Genomic DNA, 18,569 nt, shown 5'->3' on the forward strand with positions numbered 1-18,569 from the left:
GGGGGCGGGGACTGCGGCGGCTGGGCCGGGGGCGGGGGCATGGCCTGGCCCGGGTTCTGGGGGGCGCCGAAGCCGCCCTGGGCGGGCGGGGTCTGCGGGGGCGGCGGCCCGAAGCCACCGGCCTGCGGCTGCTGCGGGGACTGCTGGTCCTGCGGCGACTGGTGCTGCGGCTGCGGCGGTTGGTCCTGCGGTGCTCCGAAGCCGCCCCGCGGCGGCTGGTTGGGCGGCTGAGTCATCAGCGCCGTTCCCCCCTCAATCCACTGATTTTTAGCCACGCCCTGAGGCACGCGATGGACCCAGAGCCGTACTCCGAAATGTCACGGACAGCTCCTTCCTATCACCCACCCATAACAGTCCACCGGCTCGCGTGGGTCCCTGTTCCCAAGGGAGGACCGGCCCGTGACGCGCTCGTTATGCACCTTCACGCCCCCTTCACGCGGCGCGCGCGCCCACGTTCACACGCCCCCGTCCTCACACCCTGCCTTCACATGCCCTGGGCGTCCTCGGCGAGTTCGAGCCAGCGCATCTCCAGCTCCTCCCGCTCGCCCGTCAGCGCACGCAGCTCGGCATCGAGTTCGGCGACCTTCGCGAAGTCGGTGGCGTGCTCGGCGATCCGCGCGTGCAGCACGGTCTCCTTCTCGGAGATCCGGTCCAGTTGCCGCTCGATCTTCTGCAGTTCCTTCTTCGCGGCGCGCAGTTCGGCGGCGCTCTTCTCCGGCACGGCCTTCTCGTCGGCGGGCGCCGGGGCCGCCGCGGCGGCCGCGGCCTGCTGCTCCATCCGCTGTCGCCGCTCCAGGTACTCGTCGATGCCGCGCGGCAGCATCCGCAGCGTGCCGTCGCCGAGGAGGGCGTACACGGTGTCGGTGGTGCGCTCGACGAAGAAGCGGTCGTGGGAGATGACGATCATCGAGCCGGGCCAGCCGTCGAGGAGGTCCTCGAGCTGGGTGAGGGTCTCGATGTCGAGGTCGTTGGTGGGCTCGTCGAGGAAGAGGACGTTGGGCTCGCTCATGAGCAGGCGCAGCAGCTGCAGCCGCCGCCGCTCACCGCCGGACAGGTCGCCCACCGGCGTCCACTGCTTCTCCTTGTTGAAGCCGAACGTCTCGCACAGCTGCCCGGCGGTCATCTCCCGCCCCTTGCCGAGGTCGACGCGCTCGCGCACCCGCTGCACGGCCTGGAGCACCCGCCAGTCGGGGTCGAGTTCGGCGACCTCCTGGGACAGGTAGGCCAGCTTCACGGTCTTCCCCACGTCGATCCGGCCGCCCGCGGGCTGTTCCTCGCCCTGTGTCCGCGCGGCCTCGGCCATGGCCCGCAGCAAGGAGGTCTTGCCGGCGCCGTTGACACCGACGAGACCGATCCGGTCGCCCGGCCCGAGCTGCCAGTTCACGTGCTTGAGCAGCACCTTGGGCCCGGCCTGCACGGTGACGTCCTCGAGGTCGAAGACCGTCCTGCCCAGCCGCGAGGAGGCGAACTTCATCAGCTCGCTGCTGTCCCGCGGCGGCGGAACGTCCTTGATCAGCTCGTTGGCGGCCTCCACGCGGAAGCGCGGCTTGGACGTACGGGCGGGGGCGCCGCGGCGCAGCCAGGCCAGCTCCTTGCGGATCAGGTTCTGCCGCTTGGCCTCCTCGGAGGCGGCGATGCGCTCACGCTCGGCGCGGGCGAAGACGTAGTCGGAGTAGCCGCCCTCGTACTCGTGCACGGTCCCGCGCTGTACGTCCCACATGCGCGTGCACACCTGGTCCAGGAACCACCGGTCGTGGGTGACGCACACCAGCGCGGAGCGGCGCTCGCGCAGGTGCTGGGCGAGCCAGGAGATGCCCTCGACGTCGAGGTGGTTGGTGGGCTCGTCCAGGACGATCAGGTCCTGCTCCTCGATGAGCAGCTTGGCCAGCGCGATCCGCCGCCGCTCACCACCGGACAGCGGTCCGATGACGGTGTCCAGCCCCTTGGGGAAGCCGGGCAGGTCCAGCCCGCCGAACAGCCCGGTCAGTACGTCGCGGATCTTGGCGTTGCCCGCCCACTCGTGGTCGGCCAGGTCCCCGATGACCTCGTGCCGCACGGTCGCCGCGGGGTCGAGCGAGTCGTGCTGCGTGAGCACCCCGATCCGCAGCCCGCCCGAGTGCGTGACCCGCCCGGTGTCGGCCTCCTCCAGCCTGGCCAGCATCCGGATGAGGGTGGTCTTGCCGTCCCCGTTGCGCCCGACGACCCCGATCCGGTCCCCTTCGGACACGCCGAGCGAGACGCCGTCGAGCAGGGCACGGGTGCCGTACACCTTGCTGACGTTCTCGACATTGACCAGGTTGACGGCCATTTCACTCCTGCTGCGCGGGGTCGGTCAGCTTTCAAGCGTAGGGCCTGCGGAGGTGGGGGCGGCGCGCGAGGGGAGGGTCACTCTTTGTGATGACGTGATCGGAATATGGCGGCTACCGTGGAAGGCAGGCAACAGGATCCCGTCCATGGGAGGAACCATGACCGCCGAGTCCGTGACGCAGCACAGCCGGTGGCACGTGCCGCCCAAGGACGGCTACACCGTGGACGACCTGTTCACACTGCCCGATCTCCCGCCGCACACCGAGCTGATCGACGGGAGCCTCGTCATCGTGAGTCCGCAGCGCAACTTCCACGCAGACGTGATCGACCTGCTGGTCAGCGGCCTCCGGCGAAGCATTCCGAAGAAGTTCAAAGTGAAGCGGGAAATGACCATTGTCCTCGACCGGCGCAACGGTCCGGAGCCCGATGTGAGCGTGGTCCTGGCCGATGCGGTCAGCGGACCGGATCAAACAAGCTATCAAGCGCCGGACGTGCTGCTGGCCATCGAGGTGGTGTCGCCGGACTCGGAGTCCCGCGACCGCACGACCAAGCCGCAGAAGTACGCCGCCGCCGGCATCCCCAACTTCTGGCGCGTCGAGCGTGACGGAACCAGCGGCAACCCGCTCGTCCACGTCTACGAACTCGACCCCCTCACCCACGGGTATGTCCACATGGGCATGCACCGCAATCGGATCGAGGTCGACAAGCCCTACGCCATCGACATCGACCTCACGGCCATCGACGAGCTGTAGCCGCCCGCGCCGCCCCTCACACCACCGTCGCCCCGGCCGCCGGAGACTCGGCGACCCGGGCGGCCCGGCAGGTCCCCGACGCGAGCAGGGCCTGAGCCACCGCGGCCGCCGCCCCCGCATCGGCCGCCAGGAACGCCGTCGTCGGCCCCGACCCCGACACCAGCCCGGCCAGGGCCCCCGCCGCTCGCCCCGCCGCGAGGGTGTCCGCGAGGGACGGGCGCAGGGAGAGCGCGGCGGGCTGGAGGTCGTTGGAGAGGGTGCCCGCGAGCGCGTGGGCGTCGCCCTTCGTCAGGGCGGCCAGCAGGTCCTCGGAGGCGGCCGGCTCCGGGATGCGGACACCCTCGTTCAGCCGGTCGAACTCGCGGAACACCGCCGGGGTGGACAGCCCGCCGTCGGCCATCGCGAACACCCAGTGGAAGGTGCCGCCGACCTCCAGCGGGCGCAGCTTCTCCCCGCGCCCGGTGCCCAGCGCCGCGCCGCCGACCAGGCCGAACGGCATGTCGCTGCCCAACTCGGCGCAGATGCCGAGGAGTTCGTCGCGGGGAGCGTTCGTCCCCCACAGGGCGTCGCAGGCGGCCAGGGCCGCCGCGCCGTCCGCGCTGCCGCCCGCCATGCCCCCGGCGACCGGGATGTCCTTGGCGATGTGAATGTGGACGCCGGGGCTGCGGCCGTAGCGCTCGGCGAGGGCGAGGGCCGCGCGGGCGGCGAGGTTCGTACGGTCCAGGGGGACCTGGCCGGAGTCCGGGCCGGTGCAGGTCACGCGCAGTTCGTCGGCCTCGGCGACCGTGACCTCGTCGTACAGGCCGACCGCCAGGAAGACGTTCGCCAGGTCGTGGAAGCCGTCGGGACGGGCGGCGCCCACGGCGAGCTGGACGTTGACCTTGGCGGGGACGCGGACGGTGACGCTCACTGGTTCCTGGGCTCCTCTTCCGGGGGTGCGGGGGTCGTCCCCCGCGGTGATGCGGCTTCGGCGATCCGCGCGAACTCCTCCACGGTCAGCGACTCACCCCGCGCCTGCGGTGACACCCCGGCGGCGACGAGGGCCGCCTCCGCCGCCGCCGCCGACCCGGCCCATCCGGCGAGCGCGGCCCGCAGGGTCTTGCGGCGCTGGGCGAAGGCCGCGTCGACGACGGCGAAGACCTCGCCCTTGGTGGCGGTGGTCCTGACCGGCTCCGTGCGCCGGACCAGGGACACCAGTCCGCTGTCCACGTTCGGCGCGGGCCAGAAGACGTTGCGGCCGATGGCACCGGCCCGCTTGACCTCGGCGTACCAGTTGGCCTTCACGGACGGCACGCCGTACACCTTCGAGCCGGGCGCTGCCGCGAGCCGGTCGGCGACCTCCGACTGCACCATGACGAGGGTGCGCTCGATGCTCGGGAAGGTGCCGAGCATGTGGAGGAGGACCGGGACGGCCACGTTGTAGGGGAGGTTCGCGACCAGGGCCGTGGGGGCCGGGCCCGGCAGTTCGGTGACGTGCAGGGCGTCGGAGTGCACCAGCGCGAAACGGCCGGCGCGGTCCGGCATGCGGGCGGCGATGGTCGTGGGCAGCGCGGTGGCGAGTACGTCGTCGATCTCGACGGCGGTGACGCGGTCGGCGGCTTCCAGCAGGGCCAGGGTGAGGGAGCCGAGCCCCGGACCGACCTCGACGACCACGTCCTCGGGGCGGACGTCGGCGGTGCGGACGATACGGCGGACCGTGTTCGCGTCGATCACGAAGTTCTGGCCGCGCTGTTTGGTGGGGCGTACGCCCAGGGCTGCCGCCAGTTCGCGGATGTCGGCGGGGCCCAGGAGGGCGTCGGGGGTGGGGCTGCTCACGGCGACAAGGGTACGGGGGTGCGGGGAGCGTGGTTGCCACGCCCGCTAGGCGTGCAGTCGGTCGCCGCAGTGGGGCCAGGGGCCGGCGCCCCGGTGTACGTACAGTTTCTTGGCCCGGTGGGTCTGTTCTTCCGCCGACGCGTCCTGGGGGCAGCCCCTGCCGCCGAGCTTGTGCCAGGTTTCCGTGTCGAACTGATAGAGGCCGCCGTACGTCCCCGAGGGGTCCACCGCGTCCGGCCGGCCGCCGGACTCGCACCGGGCCAGAGCCTCCCAGTTCAGGTCGTCGGCGCCGCGCACGGACGGCGGGTGGGCCCTGGTGCCGACCTTCACGATCCGGGTGCGCGGCTCGCGCACCACCTCGGACTCCAGGCGCCGCGGGCGCTGCCGCACGCCGTTGACCGTGCGCAGCGCGTACGTGACCCGGCGCACCCCCGGCTCCCCGGTCTGCTCGACGACCTCCGTCCCCGTGAACAGGGAGGGGTCGGCGGTGCGCCGTACGGCGAAGGGGATGGGTTCCTCGTGCACCTCCCGGCTCCCGGTGATCCGCAGCACGGTGACCGTCTGCCCGTCGCGCGGGAAGCTGTCCGGCGCCACGGACGTGGTGTCCTGGCCCCGCAGCGTGATCCCGGCCTCCTCCACCGCCTCCCGTACGGTCGCCGCGTTGGTGCGGACGGTGCGCGCCCGGCCGTCCGCCATCACGGTCACCGAGCGCTCGGTGCGCACGTCGAGCGCGAGCCCGGCGCGTCCGATGGGCCGGGAGCGCGAGGCCGACAGGTGGGCGCCCTCCGCGCGCACGCCCAGCTCGCTGAGCGCCCCCTCCACCGTGCGCGCCGTCGTCCACACCTCGTGCGCGTGCCCGTCGAGCGTGAGCCGGACCGGCCGCCCGTGGTGCACGGCGATCTCGTCGCCGTCGGTGAGCGCCGTGCCGGGGGCGGGCGTCACCACGTCGTGCGGGCCGACCCGCACTCCTTCCTCGGCCAGCAGCTCGGACACGTCGTCGGCGAAGGTGTGCAGGGTGCGCTGCCGGCCGTCGACGTCGAGCTCGATCGCCTTGTCCTCGGCGACGAACGCCGTGGTCCCGCCCGCCAGGCAGGCGACGATCAGGGCGCGCGGCAGCAGCCGGCGCACGTTCGCCTCCGGCCGCTCGGTGGACCGCGTCCTGCGCCGCCGGCCCCTGCCCCTGCCCCTGCCCACCTGGCGGGGCAGCACCGGCTGGGTGGGCTCGTGGCCGGGGGGCCGCCGGTAGGGGCCGGCGTACGGCGACCCGTGAGCCCCGTACGGCAGCGTCGGTGCGGCGTGCACGTCGTGGTCGTGGGGGACACCGGCGCCCGCGTACGGCTCGTGGGTCTCGTACGGCGAGTTCTTCACGGCGCCAGAACCTAGCGGAGGGACCGCCACCCTCCAAAGCCGCCCGGATACGGAACGTAGTCGAACACCCGTGCCGTATTCGCCGCCAGCGCCGTCGCCAGGATGTCCTCGTCGACCCCCCGCACGGCGGCCATCGCGCGCACCGTGACCGGAACGAGGTACGGCGCGTTGGGCCGTCCGCGGTACGGCGCCGGGGTCAGGAAGGGCGCGTCGGTCTCCACGAGGACCAGTTCCAGCGGGGCGACGGCGAGGGCGTCCCGCAAGTGCTGGGCGTTCTTGAAGGTGACGTTGCCGGCGAAGGACATGTAGTAGCCGGCACGGGCGCACACCTCGGCCATCTCCGCGTCCCCGGAGTAGCAGTGGAACACCGTCCGCTCCGGGGCGCCCTCCTCCTTGAGGACGCGCAGGACGTCGGCGTGGGCCTCGCGGTCGTGGATGACGAGGGCCTTGCCGTGCCGCTTGGCGATCTCGATGTGGGCGCGGAAGGACCGCTCCTGCGCCGCCTTGCCCTCGGGGCCGGTGCGGAAGTAGTCGAGCCCGGTCTCGCCGACGCCCTTGACCTGCGGCAGCGCGGCCAGCCGGTCGATCTCGGCCAGCGCCTCGTCCAGCGCCGCGTCCCCGCCGGGCCCGCGAGGGCCCTGCCTCGACCAGCCGTCGGGGTCTCCGTGGACGATGCGCGGGGCCTCGTTCGGGTGCAGGGCGACCGTGGCGTGCACGCTCTCGTACGCCGCGGCCGTCTCGGCGGCCCACCGCGAGCCGTTGACGTCGCAGCCGACCTGGACGACCGTCGTCACCCCCACGGACGCGGCCTTGGCCAGGCCTTCCTCGACGGTGCCGGACTGCATGTCGAGGTGGGTGTGGGAGTCGGCGACCGGTATCCGGAGCGGTTCCGGAAGCGGGGGCGCCGCGTTCTTGTCGGCGTGGGAAGACATGCTCCGATCCTACGGAAGGGGCATGCCGTCACCGTTCGTCGTCCCGTGCGGGTCATCCCGTGCGGCGGTGGAACGGGTGCAGCAGGTCGGACAGGTGCCAGTGGTGGTGCTCGGGCCGGTCCGCCGGGGCCGGGGGCCGCCGACGCGGACGGCTCTGCCGGCTCTGCCCGCTCTGCCGGCTCTGCGCGGACGACACCCGACCCGCCCGCATGATCCGGACCACGTGCCCGTCGCAGTTCCCGCAGTTCGGCCGGGACAGCGGGGACGGCACGACGCGGCCGTCCGCCACGTACATCACGAACTCCTTGCCGTCGCCGTCCGTGTGGTGCTCGATCTCGTACGACTGCTCCCACCCGTGCCCGCACCGCATGCAGGCGAAGGAGTACGACTCGTTGACGACGGCGGTGGCCCTGCCCCGGTGGCCGGTCCGCCCTGCGATCTCACCCATGCCGGCTCCTCGTGTCTGCTGAGCGAAGGGACGGTTGCGTTCCTTCCCCAGTGGACGCCTCCACCCGCGTCGACGCAGCACGCCTGTCGAGTGTTGGAGGCGATTTGGGCGTCGCTTGCCCAAGGCTCCCCCGGACGGCCGCCGTCGCTTTGCCTTCCCTGACCGCTCTTTGCCGCCCCATGGGGCGCCCGCTCAGAAGGGGCGCGTCCTGCTCGAAGCAGCTGCGGGCGACCTCTCACGCCCTCTCACGCCTTCTCACGCCCCCGCGCGCTTGGCGGCGACCACCGCGTCGAACACCTCCCGCTTGGGCACCCCGGCCTCGGCCGCGACCGCCGCGATGGCCTCCTTGCGCCGCTCGCCGGCCTCCTCGCGCACCCGCACCCGCCGCACCAGCTCCTCGGCGCCGACCTCCTCGGGCCCCGTCTCGGGCGCCCCCTCGACCACGACGGTGATCTCACCTCGTACGCCCTCGGCGGCCCACGCGGCCAGTTCGCCGAGCCCGCCGCGCCGTACCTCTTCGTAGGTCTTGGTCAGCTCCCGGCACACGGCGGCCCGCCGCTCGGCGCCGAACACCTCGGCCATCGCGGCGAGCGTGTCGTCGAGCCGGTGCGGGGCCTCGAAGTAGACCAGCGTGCGCCGCTCGCCGGCGACCTCCCGCAGTCGGCTCAGCCGCTCGCCCGCCTTGCGCGGCAGGAACCCCTCGAAACAGAACCGGTCGACGGGCAGCCCGGACAGCGCGAGCGCGGTGAGCACGGCGGACGGGCCCGGTACGGCCGTCACCCGTACGTCCTGCTCGACGGCCGCCGCGACCAGCCGGTAGCCGGGGTCGGACACGGACGGCATGCCCGCGTCCGTCACCAGCAGCACGCGCGCGCCGCCGAGCAGCTCCTCGACCAGCTCCGGCGTGCGGGCGGACTCGTTGCCCTCGAAGTACGACACGACGCGCCCCTTGGGGGTCACCCCGAGCGCCTGCGCGAGCCGGCGCAGCCGCCGGGTGTCCTCGGCGGCGACCACGTCCGCACCGGCCAGCTCCTCGGCGAGCCGGGGCGGTGCGTCCTGGACGTCGCCGATGGGGGTGCCCGCCAAAACCAGGGTTCCAGTCACGCGTCCCATCCTCTCAAGCACCCCGGGAGGCGGACGCATCCCGGCCGGTACCGCCCATGCGCGGGACTCACACGGAACGGTTCCCTACGATGGCGCGGTGACCAGTACCGCGTCCTCCACGGACACCCGGCAGGGCCTGGCCCCGTACGACCAGCGACCGTCGTGGCAGCAGCGGCTGCGCCGCTTCGGCCACTCGGCGGGGCCCGCAAGCGACGTTCGCGATCGTCTGGTGCCGCCGTACGCGCAGCCCGGCCCGCACCTGTGGGCGGCTCTCGGCATCCCGCGCACACTCGCCGACCGGTTGGTCCGCTGGTCGGGCTGGGGCGGCCCGCTGCTGGTCACGCTGGTGGCGGGCGTGCTGCGGTTCTGGAACCTGGGCAGCCCGAAGGCGGTGATATTCGACGAGACGTACTACGCCAAGGACGCGTGGGCGATCGTCCACCGCGGCTTCGAGGTCAACTGGGGCAAGAACGCCAACGCCCTGATCCTGAAGACCGGCGGCGACGTCCCCATCCCCTCGGACGCGGCGTACGTCGTGCACCCGCCGGTCGGCAAGTACATGATCGGCCTCGGGGAGCTGGCCTTCGGGTTCAACCCGTTCGGCTGGCGGTTCATGACGGCGCTGCTCGGCACGCTGTCGGTGCTGATGCTGTGCCGGATCGGCCGGCGGCTGTTCCGCTCGACCTTCCTGGGCTGTCTGGCGGGCGCGCTGATGGCGGTGGACGGCCTGCACTTCGTGATGAGCCGGACCGCGCTGCTCGACGGCGTGCTGATGTTCTTCGTGCTGGCCGCCTTCGGCTGTCTGCTGGTCGACCGCGACCGGGCGCGGGCGAGACTCGCCGCCGCGCTCCCGGCCGACGCCGACGGCCGGGTCCGTCCCGACGCGTACACGGCCGAGACGGCCCGCCTGGGCCCGCGCCCGTGGCGGTGGGCGGCCGGCCTCATGCTGGGCCTGGCGATCGGCACCAAGTGGAACGGCCTGTACGTCCTGGCCGCGTTCTGCGTGATGGCCGTGGCGTGGGACGTCGGCGCCCGCAGGGTGGCCGGCGCCTGGCACCCGTACAGGGCCGTGCTGAAGCGGGACCTGGGCCTGGCGTTCCTGTCCACGGTCCCGGTCGCGATCGCCGTCTACCTGGTCTCCTGGACCGGCTGGATCCTCTCCCCCGCCGACGGCACCGGCGGCTACTACCGCGACTGGGCGGCGACCGACGGCAAGGGCGGCTTCTTCTCCTTCCTGCCGGACTGGTGGCGCAGCCTGTGGCACTACGAGCACGCGGTCTACAAGTTCCACGTCGGCCTGACCTCGCCGCACACCTACCAGTCGAACCCGTGGAGCTGGATCGTCGACGGCCGCCCGGTGTCGTACTTCTACGAGTCCCCCTCCCCCGGCACGGACGGCTGTCCGGCGGACACGGCCGACAAGTGCGCCCGCGAGGTCCTCGCCATCGGCACGCCCGTGCTGTGGTGGGCGGCCTGCGCGGCGCTGGTGTACGTGCTGTGGCGCTGGTTCTTCCGCCGCGACTGGCGCGCGGGCGCCATTGCCTGCGGCGTCGCGGCCGGCTACCTGCCCTGGTTCCTGTACCAGGAGCGCACGATCTTCTTCTTCTACGCCGTGGTCTTCCTGCCGTTCCTGTGCCTCGCGGTGGCGATGCTGGTCGGCGCGCTCGTCGGCCCACCCGGCTCCACGGACACCCGCCGCGTCGCGGGCACACTCGGCGCGGGGGCCCTGGTCCTGCTGATCGCCTGGAACTTCATCTACTTCTGGCCGCTGTACACCGGCACGTCGATCCCGATCGACTCGTGGCGTTCACGGATGTGGCTGGATACCTGGGTCTGAGTCAGCCGGCTGATCACTGTTCGGACAACATCCGAGAACAAGCCTCACTGTTTCCCCCGCGGCCCCATACAGTCGGTGGGTCTTCGAACGGGGAGGGGGCGCAGTCATGCGCAAGGGGGCCAAGGCCGCCGTCGTCGGTGGGGTGTTCGCCGTGCTGGTGGGCGGAGCGGGGTACGGGACGTACAACTTCGTGTCCGCGTTGAACGGGAGCGCGACCGTCGGCGGTGGGCCGGCCCCCGTGAGGACCGGTCCGCCGAGCCGGGACGAGGTGGAGGAGACCTCGGCGAAGTTCTTCGCCGCCTGGGAGAGGAACGAGGCGGCGACGGCCGCGTCGTACACGAACTTCCCCGAGGTGGCCGGGCAGTTGCTCAGTGCCTACGGGAACGACGCGCACATCACCGACGTGCGGATCACGCCCGGGGCGGCCTCCGGCACCACCGTGCCCTTCTCGGTCGAGGCCACCGTGTCCTACGACGGGAAGTCCAAGCCGCTCGCCTACCGCAGCGAGCTGACCGTCGTGCGCGGCGCCACCACGCACCGGCCGCTGGTCGACTGGGATCCGTCGGTGGTGCACCCCGAGCTCAAGAAGGGCGACACGCTCGTCACGGGTGAGTCGGCGGCGCCGCCGATCGAGGCCGTCGACCGCAACGGCACCGTGCTGACCAAGGACAAGTACCCGTCCCTCGGGCCGATCCTGGACGCGCTGCGGGAGAAGTACGGGAACAAGGCGGGCGGCACGCCCGGAATCGAGCTGAGCATCCGGCACGAGGACACGAACGCCGCCGAGACTCCGCTGATCACCCTCGCCAAGGGCCGGCCGGGCAAGCTGCCCACGACCATCAGCGCGAGCGCGCAGGCGGCGGCCGAGCAGGCCGTGCAGCGGTACGCCGAGTCGTCCGTGGTCGCCGTGAAGCCGTCCACCGGCGAGGTGCTCGCGGTCGCCAACCACCGCGCCGACGGCTTCAACGCCGCCTTCCTCGGCCGGCTCGCACCCGGCTCCACCATGAAGATCATCAGCGCGGCCACACTCATCGACAACGGGATCACGACGGCGGGCGGGCCCGCGCCCTGCCCCGACGAGGCGGTGTGGCAGAGCCAGACCTTCCGCAACCTCAAGGGCATGGCCCCCAACGAGAACGCCACCCTCTCCGAGAGCTTCGCCCGCTCCTGCAACACGGCGTTCGTGAAGTACGCGGACGAGATCAAGGTGGACTCCCTGACCCGGGAGGCCGAGGACCGCTTCGGGCTCGGGCGGGACGACTGGAAGGTCGGCATCCCGTCCTTCGACGGCTCGGTCCCCGCCTCCGGCGGCCCGGACACCGCGGCCAACATGCTCGGCCAGGGCCAGGTCCAGATGAGCCCGCTGAACATGGCGTCGGTGACGGCCACCGCGATGACCGGCGCCTTCCGCCAGCCGGTCATCGTCCCGCGGTCGCTCGACGACCGCCCGCTGGCCCGGGCCAGGGGGCTGTCGGCGGGCACGGTCGCCCAGCTGCGGCAGATGATGAACCGCACCGCCACCAGCGGCACCGCGGCCACCGCGATGGCGGGCCTGGGCAGCGGCATCGGCGCGAAGACCGGCTCCGCGGAGGTCGACGGACAGGCGAAGTCCAACAGCTGGTTCACCGGTTACCGGGGCGACATGGCGGCCGCCGCCATGACCCAGGAGGGCGGCCACGGCGGCGACGCCGCGGGCCCGATCGTCGCGGCGGTCCTGCGCACGGGCGGCTGACCAGGCCCCGGGGAAAAGCGCCCGCCATCGCCCGGCAGGCCGGGACACGGCGGCAGGCCCTAGGGTGGTTGACACTGAGGAGCGTGTGGCGGATGAGGGCGTGGGGGCGCCCCGGGGAATCGCGGAGGACGGAACGCAGTGGGCAAGAGAAGACGCGTCGCCGAGCGGCGGAAGACGTCTCCCGCCGTGATCGGCGGGGTGATCGCCGTGGTGGCCGTCGGCGCGGGCGTCGGCGGCTACGCGCTGTTCGGCGGCGGCGCGAAGGCCGAGAGCCGGACGCAGGCCGCGTCGGACGGCCGCGAGGCGGTGAAGACCGGCCCGCTGTCGGCGACCGAGGTGCAGACCACGGCCGTACGGTTCCTGACCGCCTGGCAGCAGGGCAAGCCCACCGAGGCGGCGGCAGCGACGAGCGACTCCGCGGCGGCCGCCGCCCTGCTGGCCGGCTACGCCAAGGACGCACACCTGAAGGACGTCACGCTCACCGCGGGTACCCGCAGCGGCGACAAGGTGCCGTTCTCCGTGAAGGCGACCGTCTCCCACCAGGGGCAGAGCAAGCCGCTGACGTACGACAGCGCGCTGACCGTCGTCCGGCGCGCCAAGGACGGCGAGCCGGTCGTCGACTGGCACGCCGCCGTCGTCCACCCCGAGCTGAAGGACGGCGACACCCTGGTCACCGGCGAGTCCGGCACCCCGCCGGTCAAGGCCCTGGACCGGGACGGCGCCGAGCTGACCACCGCCACGTACCCCTCGCTGGGCCCGGTCCTGGACGGGCTGCGCGAGAAGTACGGCGCGACGGCGGGCGGCAGGGCGGGCGTGGAGCTGCGCGTCGTCCGCGGCGAGGAGTCGAAGAAGGCGAAGCTGTCCGACAGGACGCTCCTGGAGCTGAGCAAGGGCACGCCGGGCACGGTGAAGACGACGCTGAGCCCGTCCCTGCAGGCGGCGGCCGAGAAGGAGGTGGCCCGGAAGGAGCGGGCCTCGGTGGTCGTGATGCGCCCGTCGACCGGTGAGATCCTCGCCGTGGCGAACAGCAACCGCAACTTCAACACCGCCTTCCAGGGTTCCCTCGCCCCCGGCTCCACGATGAAGGTCGTCACCGCGTCGCTGCTCATCGAGAAGGGCCTGGCCTCCGCCGACAAGCCGCACCCGTGCCCGAAGACGTTCACCTACGGCGGCTGGAAGTTCCACAACTACAAGAAGTTCGAGATCAAGGACGGCACCTTCAAGGCGAGCTTCGCCCGCTCCTGCAACACGGCCTTCATCAGCCAGGCGGAGAAGCTGAAGGACTCCGACCTGACCCAGCACGCCCAGCAGGTCTTCGGCCTGGCGCTGGGCGACTGGGCGATCGGCGTGCCGTCCTTCGACGGCGCGGTCCCGGTGCAGTCGGCGGCCCCGATGGCCGCCTCGCTCATCGGCCAGGGCGGGGTCCGTATGAACCCGCTGAACATGGCTTCGGTGGCCTCGACGGTCAAGGCGGGCGTCTTCCACCAGCCGTACCTGGTCTCGCCGTCCGTCGACAACCGCAAGCTGGCCACGGCGTCCCGCACGATGTCCGCGTCCGCGCTGTCCCAGCTGCGCGACCTGATGCAGTACACGGCCGCGTACGGCACCGCCGCCGAGCCCATGGCCGGCCTCGGCCCGGACTTCGGGGCGAAGACGGGCTCCGCCGAGGTCGACAACCAGAAGAAGCCCAACGGCTGGTTCCTCGCCTACCGCGGCGACCTCGCCGCCGCGGGCGTCGTCCAGGCGGCCGGCACCGGCGGCGAGACGGCCGGCCCGATCGTGGCGGCGCTGCTGAAGGCGGGCGGCTGAGCACAGCCCGGCGTCACCAGCGGGCGCCGGGCGTCACGGACGGGCCGCCGGACGATCACAGGCGGGCCGCCGGGCATCACCCGTGGACGGCGGCCGCGACGAGCGACTCCGCCCGGTAGGTCTGCCGCAGGAACCTGGTCAGCGTCCTGATCTCGAACTGCACCACCGAGACCCCGTGCGCGGAGTGCAGCTCGACCACGGCCTGCACCCGCCCGCACGGCCACACCCGCACGTCACCGGTGCCGGCCGGGGCGCGCAGGCCCTGCTCGAGAAGCGACCGGGAGAAGGTCCACTCACGCGCGCCGGGCAGGCCGACCCGCACCTCGTGCGGGGCCACCAGGGGGTCGTAGCGCAAGACGACCGGGACGGCCACGTTCTCCTGGTCGTCCTGGGTGTCGTCCGTGAGTATGTGGGCGCGTGCGTACTGTTCGACTACCGACATCGGACGACCCCTTACGCGGTGTTACCTGTGCGAGAGCTGGGCACTCCATGCACCAACCCTCCCCCCAATGTCCCATATTTCCTGAAATTCTCTTCTCGAACCTGCGGCCCGGCATCGGGGCGACGACACTTCCCACCACCACCTCGCTCTTGCACAAGGTTTGCAACAAGCCGCATCATCGAACGGTGCATGTGCCTGACGGATTCATCAACGCGCCCACATCCGCCGTCACCGGACTCGTCGCCGCAGGCGCCCTCGCCGTGAGCCTGCGCGGTGCGCGCCGGGAGCTCGACGAGCGGACCGCGCCGCTGGCCGGCCTTGTCGCGGCGTTCATCTTCGCCGTACAGATGCTCAACTTCCCCGTCGCGGCCGGGACCAGCGGTCACCTCCTCGGCGGGGCGCTGGCCGCGATACTCGTGGGCCCCTACACAGGGGTCCTGTGCGTCTCGGTCGTCCTGCTCATGCAGGGCCTCCTCTTCGCCGACGGCGGGCTGACCGCGCTCGGCGTCAACATCACCGTCATGGCGGTCGTCACCACGGTCGTCGCCCACGCCGTCCTCCGCGGCCTGGTGAAGCTGCTCCCGCGCGGCCACCGCACGGTCACGGCCGCCTCCTTCACCGCCGCCCTCGTCTCCGTCCCGGCCGCCGCCGTCGCCTTCACCCTGCTCTACGCGGTCGGCGGCACCACCGAGGTCGCGATCGGCAAGGTCGCCACCGCCATGGTCGGCGTGCACGTCCTCATCGGCATCGGCGAGGCCGCGATCACCGCGCTGACCGTCGGCGCCGTCATCGCCGTACGCCCGGACCTGGTGTACGGCGCGCGCGGCCTCCAGCAGCGCCTGAAGCTGCGGGTGAACGGCGAACTCGTCGACGCCCCGGCAGCGTCCCGGCCCGAGCCCGCCCCTGTCGCCTCTCGCTCCCACCACAAGCTGTGGATCACCGGCCTGGTCACCTCCCTCGTGCTCGCCGGCTTCGTCAGCTTCTACGCCTCCGCCAGCCCCGACGGCCTGGAGAAGGTCGCCCACGACCACGGCATCGACAAGGCGGAGAAGGAACACAGGTACGCCGACTCCCCGCTCGCCGACTACGGCGTGAAGGACGTCTCGGACGCCCGGCTGTCCGGCGGACTCGCGGGCGTGATCGGCGTCGGCGCGACCGTCGCGGCGGGCAGCGGTGTCTTCTGGGTGGTCCGCAGGCGCCGTACGGCCGCCGAGGCCGTCGAGGCCGCCCCTTCGTCGCAGGCCCTCTGACATGGGAGCGGGCCACACGCACCGGCTGTACCGGCACGGGCACTCCCCCGTGCACGCGCTGCCGCCGCACACCAAGCTCGCCGCGGTCTTCGCCTTCGTCGTGGTCGTGGTGTCGACCCCGCGGGAGGCGATGTGGGCGTTCGCCCTGTACGCCGTGCTGCTCGCCGCCGTCGCGTCCGTGGCCCGCGTGCCCGCCGGCTTCCTGCTCAAGCGGCTGCTGATCGAGGTGCCGTTCGTCGCGTTCGCGGTGCTGATGCCGTTCGTGGCGGAGGGCGAGCGGGTGGACGTCCTCGGGCTGTCGCTGAGCCTGAACGGCCTGTGGGGCGCCTGGAACGTGCTCGCCAAGGGCACCCTGGGCGTGGCCGCCTCGGTCCTGCTCGCCGCCACCACCGAGCTGCGGGAGCTGCTGCTGGGCCTGCAGCGCCTGAAGCTCCCCCCGCTGCTGGTGCAGATCGCCTCCTTCATGATCCGCTACGGCGACGTCATCACCGACGAGATGCGGCGGATGCGGATCGCCCGTGAGTCGCGCGGCTTCGAGGCGCGTGGGATCCGGCACTGGGGCGTGCTCGCCAAGTCCGCGGGCGCGCTGTTCATCCGCTCCTACGAGCGCGGGGAGCGGGTCCACCTGGCCATGGTGAGCCGGGGGTACGCCGGTTCCATGCCGGTCATCGACGAGGTGACCGCGTCCCGGGCACAGTGGTCGTACGCCCTGACCCTCCCCTGCGCGGCACTCGTGGTCTGTCTGCTGGGATGGACTCTATGACAGCCTCTCCCGCCTCTCCCGCCTCTCCCGCTTCTCCGGCTTCCCTGGAGGTCTCCGGCCTCGCCTTCGCCTATCCCGACGGCCACCAGGCCCTGTTCGGCGTGGACTTCGGCATCGGCCGTGGGGAGCGGGTGGCGCTGCTCGGGCCGAACGGCGCCGGGAAGACCACCCTCGTGCTGCATCTGAACGGCATCCTGGGCGGCGGGACCGGCACGGTGCGGGTGGCCGGGCTGCCGGTCGGGAAGAAGCACCTGGCCGAGATCCGGCAGAAGGTCGGCATCGTCTTCCAGGACCCGGACGACCAGCTGTTCATGCCGACCGTGCGGGAGGACGTGGCGTTCGGACCGGCGGCGGCCGGGCTGAAGGGCCCGGAGCTGGAGGCGCGGGTCGTGGCGGCCCTGGAGCGGGTCGGCATGCGGGAGTTCGCCGACCGTCCGCCGCACCACCTCTCCTTCGGCCAGCGCCGCCGGGTCGCCGTGGCGACCGTCCTCGTCATGGAGCCGGAGATCCTGGTCCTGGACGAGCCCTCGTCCAACCTCGACCCGGCCTCGCGCCGCGAACTGGCCGACATCCTGCGCTCGTTGGACGTGACGGTGCTCATGGTCACCCACGACCTGCCGTACGCGCTGGAGCTGTGCCCGCGCTCGCTGATCCTGAGCGACGGGGTGATCGCGGCGGACGGTCCGACCGGCGAGTTGCTCGCCGACGACGCGCTGATGCGCGCCCACCGTCTGGAGCTGCCCTTCGGGTTCGATCCGCGGTCCGTGACAATGGGCGCGTGACGCGTCAAGACGACGAACGGCCCGCCGGGTCGCTGCTGCTGGACGACCAGCTGTGCTTCGCGCTGTATGCCGCCCAGCGCGCGGTGACGGCCGCGTACCGGCCGCTCCTCGACGAGCTGGGTCTCACCTACCCCCAGTACCTGGTGCTGCTGGTGCTGTGGGAGCGCGGCGAGACCACGGTGAAGGAGCTGGCCGCGGCGTTGCGCCTGGACTACGGCACGGTGTCGCCGCTGCTGAAGCGGCTGGAGTCGGCGGGGCTGGTGCGCAGGGAGCGCTCGGCCCGCGACGAGCGCTCGGTGCTCGTCACGGTCACCGGGCGCGGGGAGGAGCTCCGGGAACGCGCGGCACGCGTGCCCGGCACGCTGCTGACGGCGACGGGGGTCGGCGCGGCGGAGGTCGTACGGCTGCGCGAGGAGCTGTGGCGGCTGACGGAACGCGCCGAGGCGGCCGCGCGGCACCGCTGAACAGACCGGATACCGGCCGGGGCCCGGCCCGGGCCGGTATCCGTCGGACGTGGACTCCCCCGCGAACGGAACGCGGACGGACCCCCTGCCGTCCTAGACGTGGATGGGCTGGGACGTGCGGCCCGATGCCTCGTCGATCTCGGTGTGTGCCTTGGTCAGGAGCTGCATGGCGAGCTCGTTCAGGGCCCTTGCCCCGGCGATCTCCTCACCGACCCGGGGCTGATTTGCGTCGGTGTGGTGCCGGCTGGCCCGCCCGTGCGCCCGGACCTCGCTGCCGTCGGGCAGACGGACCAACGCCGCCGCCCGGGTGTGCTGGTCGTCCTCCTTGAACTCCAGCTCGACATGCCAGCCCACCGTGGTCTTCATCATGACGATCACCTCCGGAACACCTGCTTCCAGAGTGCCCCTCACCCGGCCCTCACGCACCCAAGAACCGGCCCGGGCCCTACCCCGCGCGCAGCATCAGCCCGATCCCGGCGACCAGCAGCCCCGCGGCAGCGATGCGCGGACGCCCGAACCGCTCCTTGAAGAACACCGCGCCGATCGCGGCACCGACGATGATCGACATCACCCGCTGGGCCGAGAGTAAACCGCCCGGCAATATACGAAGCGGAGCCTGGGCATGGATGCCCAGGCTCCGCTTCATGCAGTAGCGGGGACAGGATTTGAACCTGCGACCTCTGGATTATGAGCCCAGCGAGCTACCGAACTGCTCCACCCCGCGTCGTTGTAAGAACAGTCTACGCCATTCAGCGGCATCCGGT

At 72.3% G+C, this 18,569-nt stretch carries 17 protein-coding genes, 1 tRNA gene and 2 pseudogenes; 8 read left to right on the forward strand and 12 right to left on the reverse strand.

Annotated features, from left to right (window positions below):
• Together DEP02_RS03275 and DEP02_RS03280 are read right to left on the reverse strand one after the other, a co-directional pair.
• Window positions 1–236, reverse strand: a pseudogene (locus tag DEP02_RS03275) (outer membrane protein assembly factor BamB family protein); the annotation flags it as partial.
• Window positions 237–484: 248 nt separating this feature from the next.
• Window positions 485–2,308, reverse strand: a complete 1,824-nt coding sequence (locus tag DEP02_RS03280; RefSeq protein WP_112465799.1) for an ABC-F family ATP-binding cassette domain-containing protein — start codon at window positions 2,306–2,308, stop codon at window positions 485–487.
• A 157-nt stretch (window positions 2,309–2,465) separates the two neighbouring features.
• On the opposite strand from DEP02_RS03280, the gene DEP02_RS03285 reads away from it, so the two are divergent.
• Window positions 2,466–3,059, forward strand: a complete 594-nt coding sequence (locus DEP02_RS03285; RefSeq protein ID WP_232838933.1) for a Uma2 family endonuclease — start codon at window positions 2,466–2,468, stop codon at window positions 3,057–3,059.
• Window positions 3,060–3,075: 16 nt separating this feature from the next.
• Here the strand turns inward: DEP02_RS03285 and DEP02_RS03290 are convergent, their stop codons facing one another.
• The 6 genes from DEP02_RS03290 to rsmI all read right to left on the reverse strand — a co-directional run bounded on the left by DEP02_RS03290 (window position 3,076) and on the right by rsmI (window position 8,726).
• Window positions 3,076–3,969: a 4-(cytidine 5'-diphospho)-2-C-methyl-D-erythritol kinase gene (locus tag DEP02_RS03290; RefSeq protein WP_112465801.1), complete on the reverse strand. Its 894-nt coding sequence runs from the start codon at window positions 3,967–3,969 to the stop codon at window positions 3,076–3,078.
• The gene (gene rsmA, locus DEP02_RS03295) at window positions 3,966–4,874 is read right to left on the reverse strand and encodes a 16S rRNA (adenine(1518)-N(6)/adenine(1519)-N(6))-dimethyltransferase RsmA (protein WP_112465802.1); all 909 of its coding nucleotides are present in this window, start codon (window positions 4,872–4,874) and stop codon (window positions 3,966–3,968) included. Before rsmA ends, DEP02_RS03290 begins: the two co-directional genes overlap by 4 nt.
• Window positions 4,875–4,919: 45 nt before the next feature.
• Window positions 4,920–6,242 (reverse strand): resuscitation-promoting factor, encoded by a 1,323-nt coding sequence (locus DEP02_RS03300; RefSeq protein ID WP_112465803.1) that lies wholly within the window; start codon window positions 6,240–6,242, stop codon window positions 4,920–4,922.
• Between the two features lie 11 nt (window positions 6,243–6,253).
• Window positions 6,254–7,174 (reverse strand): TatD family hydrolase, encoded by a 921-nt coding sequence (locus DEP02_RS03305; RefSeq protein WP_112465804.1) that lies wholly within the window; start codon window positions 7,172–7,174, stop codon window positions 6,254–6,256.
• Window positions 7,175–7,226: 52 nt separating this feature from the next.
• Window positions 7,227–7,622, reverse strand: coding sequence for a hypothetical protein (locus DEP02_RS03310; RefSeq protein ID WP_112465805.1), 396 nt, complete (start codon window positions 7,620–7,622; stop codon window positions 7,227–7,229).
• A gap of 255 nt (window positions 7,623–7,877) precedes the next feature.
• Window positions 7,878–8,726 carry a 16S rRNA (cytidine(1402)-2'-O)-methyltransferase gene (gene rsmI, locus DEP02_RS03315; RefSeq protein WP_112465806.1) on the reverse strand — a complete coding sequence of 283 codons (849 nt, stop codon included), beginning with the start codon at window positions 8,724–8,726 and terminating at the stop codon, window positions 7,878–7,880.
• A gap of 97 nt (window positions 8,727–8,823) precedes the next feature.
• Here rsmI and DEP02_RS03320 point away from each other — a divergent pair, with 97 nt between their 5' ends.
• From DEP02_RS03320 to DEP02_RS03330, 3 genes are all read left to right on the forward strand, one after another.
• Window positions 8,824–10,563 carry a dolichyl-phosphate-mannose--protein mannosyltransferase gene (locus DEP02_RS03320; protein WP_198668269.1) on the forward strand — a complete coding sequence of 580 codons (1,740 nt, stop codon included), beginning with the start codon at window positions 8,824–8,826 and terminating at the stop codon, window positions 10,561–10,563.
• Window positions 10,564–10,669: 106 nt separating this feature from the next.
• On the forward strand, window positions 10,670–12,295 hold the full coding sequence (locus DEP02_RS03325) for a penicillin-binding transpeptidase domain-containing protein (RefSeq protein WP_112465807.1): 1,626 nt from the start codon (window positions 10,670–10,672) through the stop codon (window positions 12,293–12,295).
• Window positions 12,296–12,433: 138 nt separating this feature from the next.
• Window positions 12,434–14,104: a penicillin-binding transpeptidase domain-containing protein gene (locus tag DEP02_RS03330; protein WP_112465808.1), complete on the forward strand. Its 1,671-nt coding sequence runs from the start codon at window positions 12,434–12,436 to the stop codon at window positions 14,102–14,104.
• Window positions 14,105–14,180: 76 nt separating this feature from the next.
• On the opposite strand, the gene DEP02_RS03335 is transcribed toward DEP02_RS03330, so the two are convergent.
• Window positions 14,181–14,546, reverse strand: a complete 366-nt coding sequence (locus DEP02_RS03335) for an SsgA family sporulation/cell division regulator (RefSeq protein ID WP_112465809.1) — start codon at window positions 14,544–14,546, stop codon at window positions 14,181–14,183.
• A 185-nt stretch (window positions 14,547–14,731) separates the two neighbouring features.
• Between DEP02_RS03335 and DEP02_RS03340 the strand changes: the two genes are divergently transcribed.
• The 4 genes from DEP02_RS03340 to DEP02_RS03355 are packed head-to-tail and all read left to right on the forward strand — an operon-like array spanning window position 14,732 to window position 17,805.
• Entirely contained in the window at window positions 14,732–15,796 is a 1,065-nt protein-coding gene (locus DEP02_RS03340) for an energy-coupling factor ABC transporter permease (protein ID WP_112465810.1), read from the forward strand.
• Between the two features lies 1 nt (window position 15,797).
• Window positions 15,798–16,559, forward strand: coding sequence for a cobalt ECF transporter T component CbiQ (gene cbiQ / locus DEP02_RS03345; protein ID WP_112465811.1), 762 nt, complete (start codon window positions 15,798–15,800; stop codon window positions 16,557–16,559).
• Window positions 16,556–17,341 carry an energy-coupling factor ABC transporter ATP-binding protein gene (locus DEP02_RS03350; protein ID WP_112465812.1) on the forward strand — a complete coding sequence of 262 codons (786 nt, stop codon included), beginning with the start codon at window positions 16,556–16,558 and terminating at the stop codon, window positions 17,339–17,341. The genes cbiQ and DEP02_RS03350 overlap by 4 nt, the downstream gene beginning before the upstream one ends.
• Window positions 17,338–17,805, forward strand: a complete 468-nt coding sequence (locus DEP02_RS03355; protein WP_112465813.1) for a MarR family winged helix-turn-helix transcriptional regulator — start codon at window positions 17,338–17,340, stop codon at window positions 17,803–17,805. Before DEP02_RS03350 ends, DEP02_RS03355 begins: the two co-directional genes overlap by 4 nt.
• A gap of 93 nt (window positions 17,806–17,898) precedes the next feature.
• Here DEP02_RS03355 and DEP02_RS03360 read toward each other — a convergent pair whose 3' ends face one another.
• From DEP02_RS03360 to DEP02_RS03370, 3 genes and pseudogenes are all read right to left on the reverse strand, one after another.
• Window positions 17,899–18,174 (reverse strand): DUF1876 domain-containing protein, encoded by a 276-nt coding sequence (locus tag DEP02_RS03360; RefSeq protein WP_112465829.1) that lies wholly within the window; start codon window positions 18,172–18,174, stop codon window positions 17,899–17,901.
• Window positions 18,175–18,250: 76 nt separating this feature from the next.
• A pseudogene (locus DEP02_RS03365) lies at window positions 18,251–18,379 on the reverse strand (EamA family transporter); the annotation flags it as partial.
• A 76-nt stretch (window positions 18,380–18,455) separates the two neighbouring features.
• Window positions 18,456–18,529 (reverse strand) — tRNA-Met (locus tag DEP02_RS03370).
• Window positions 18,530–18,569: the final 40 nt, after the last annotated feature.

Source organism: Streptomyces triticisoli, assembly GCF_003270085.1.
GTDB lineage: Bacteria > Actinomycetota > Actinomycetes > Streptomycetales > Streptomycetaceae > Streptomyces > Streptomyces triticisoli.

Bases quoted from the DNA above. Each gene is read 5' to 3' on its own strand.
- DEP02_RS03285 (WP_232838933.1), top strand. From the start codon at position 2,466: ATGACCGCCGAGTCCGTGACGCAGCACAGCCGGTGGCACGTGCCGCCC.
- DEP02_RS03360 (WP_112465829.1), bottom strand. From the start codon at position 18,174: ATGATGAAGACCACGGTGGGCTGGCATGTCGAGCTGGAGTTCAAGGAG.
- DEP02_RS03280 (WP_112465799.1), bottom strand. From the start codon at position 2,308: ATGGCCGTCAACCTGGTCAATGTCGAGAACGTCAGCAAGGTGTACGGC.
- DEP02_RS03305 (WP_112465804.1), bottom strand. From the start codon at position 7,174: ATGTCTTCCCACGCCGACAAGAACGCGGCGCCCCCGCTTCCGGAACCG.
- DEP02_RS03335 (WP_112465809.1), bottom strand. From the start codon at position 14,546: ATGTCGGTAGTCGAACAGTACGCACGCGCCCACATACTCACGGACGAC.
- cbiQ (WP_112465811.1), top strand. From the start codon at position 15,798: ATGGGAGCGGGCCACACGCACCGGCTGTACCGGCACGGGCACTCCCCC.
- DEP02_RS03325 (WP_112465807.1), top strand. From the start codon at position 10,670: ATGCGCAAGGGGGCCAAGGCCGCCGTCGTCGGTGGGGTGTTCGCCGTG.
- DEP02_RS03350 (WP_112465812.1), top strand. From the start codon at position 16,556: ATGACAGCCTCTCCCGCCTCTCCCGCCTCTCCCGCTTCTCCGGCTTCC.
- DEP02_RS03310 (WP_112465805.1), bottom strand. From the start codon at position 7,622: ATGGGTGAGATCGCAGGGCGGACCGGCCACCGGGGCAGGGCCACCGCC.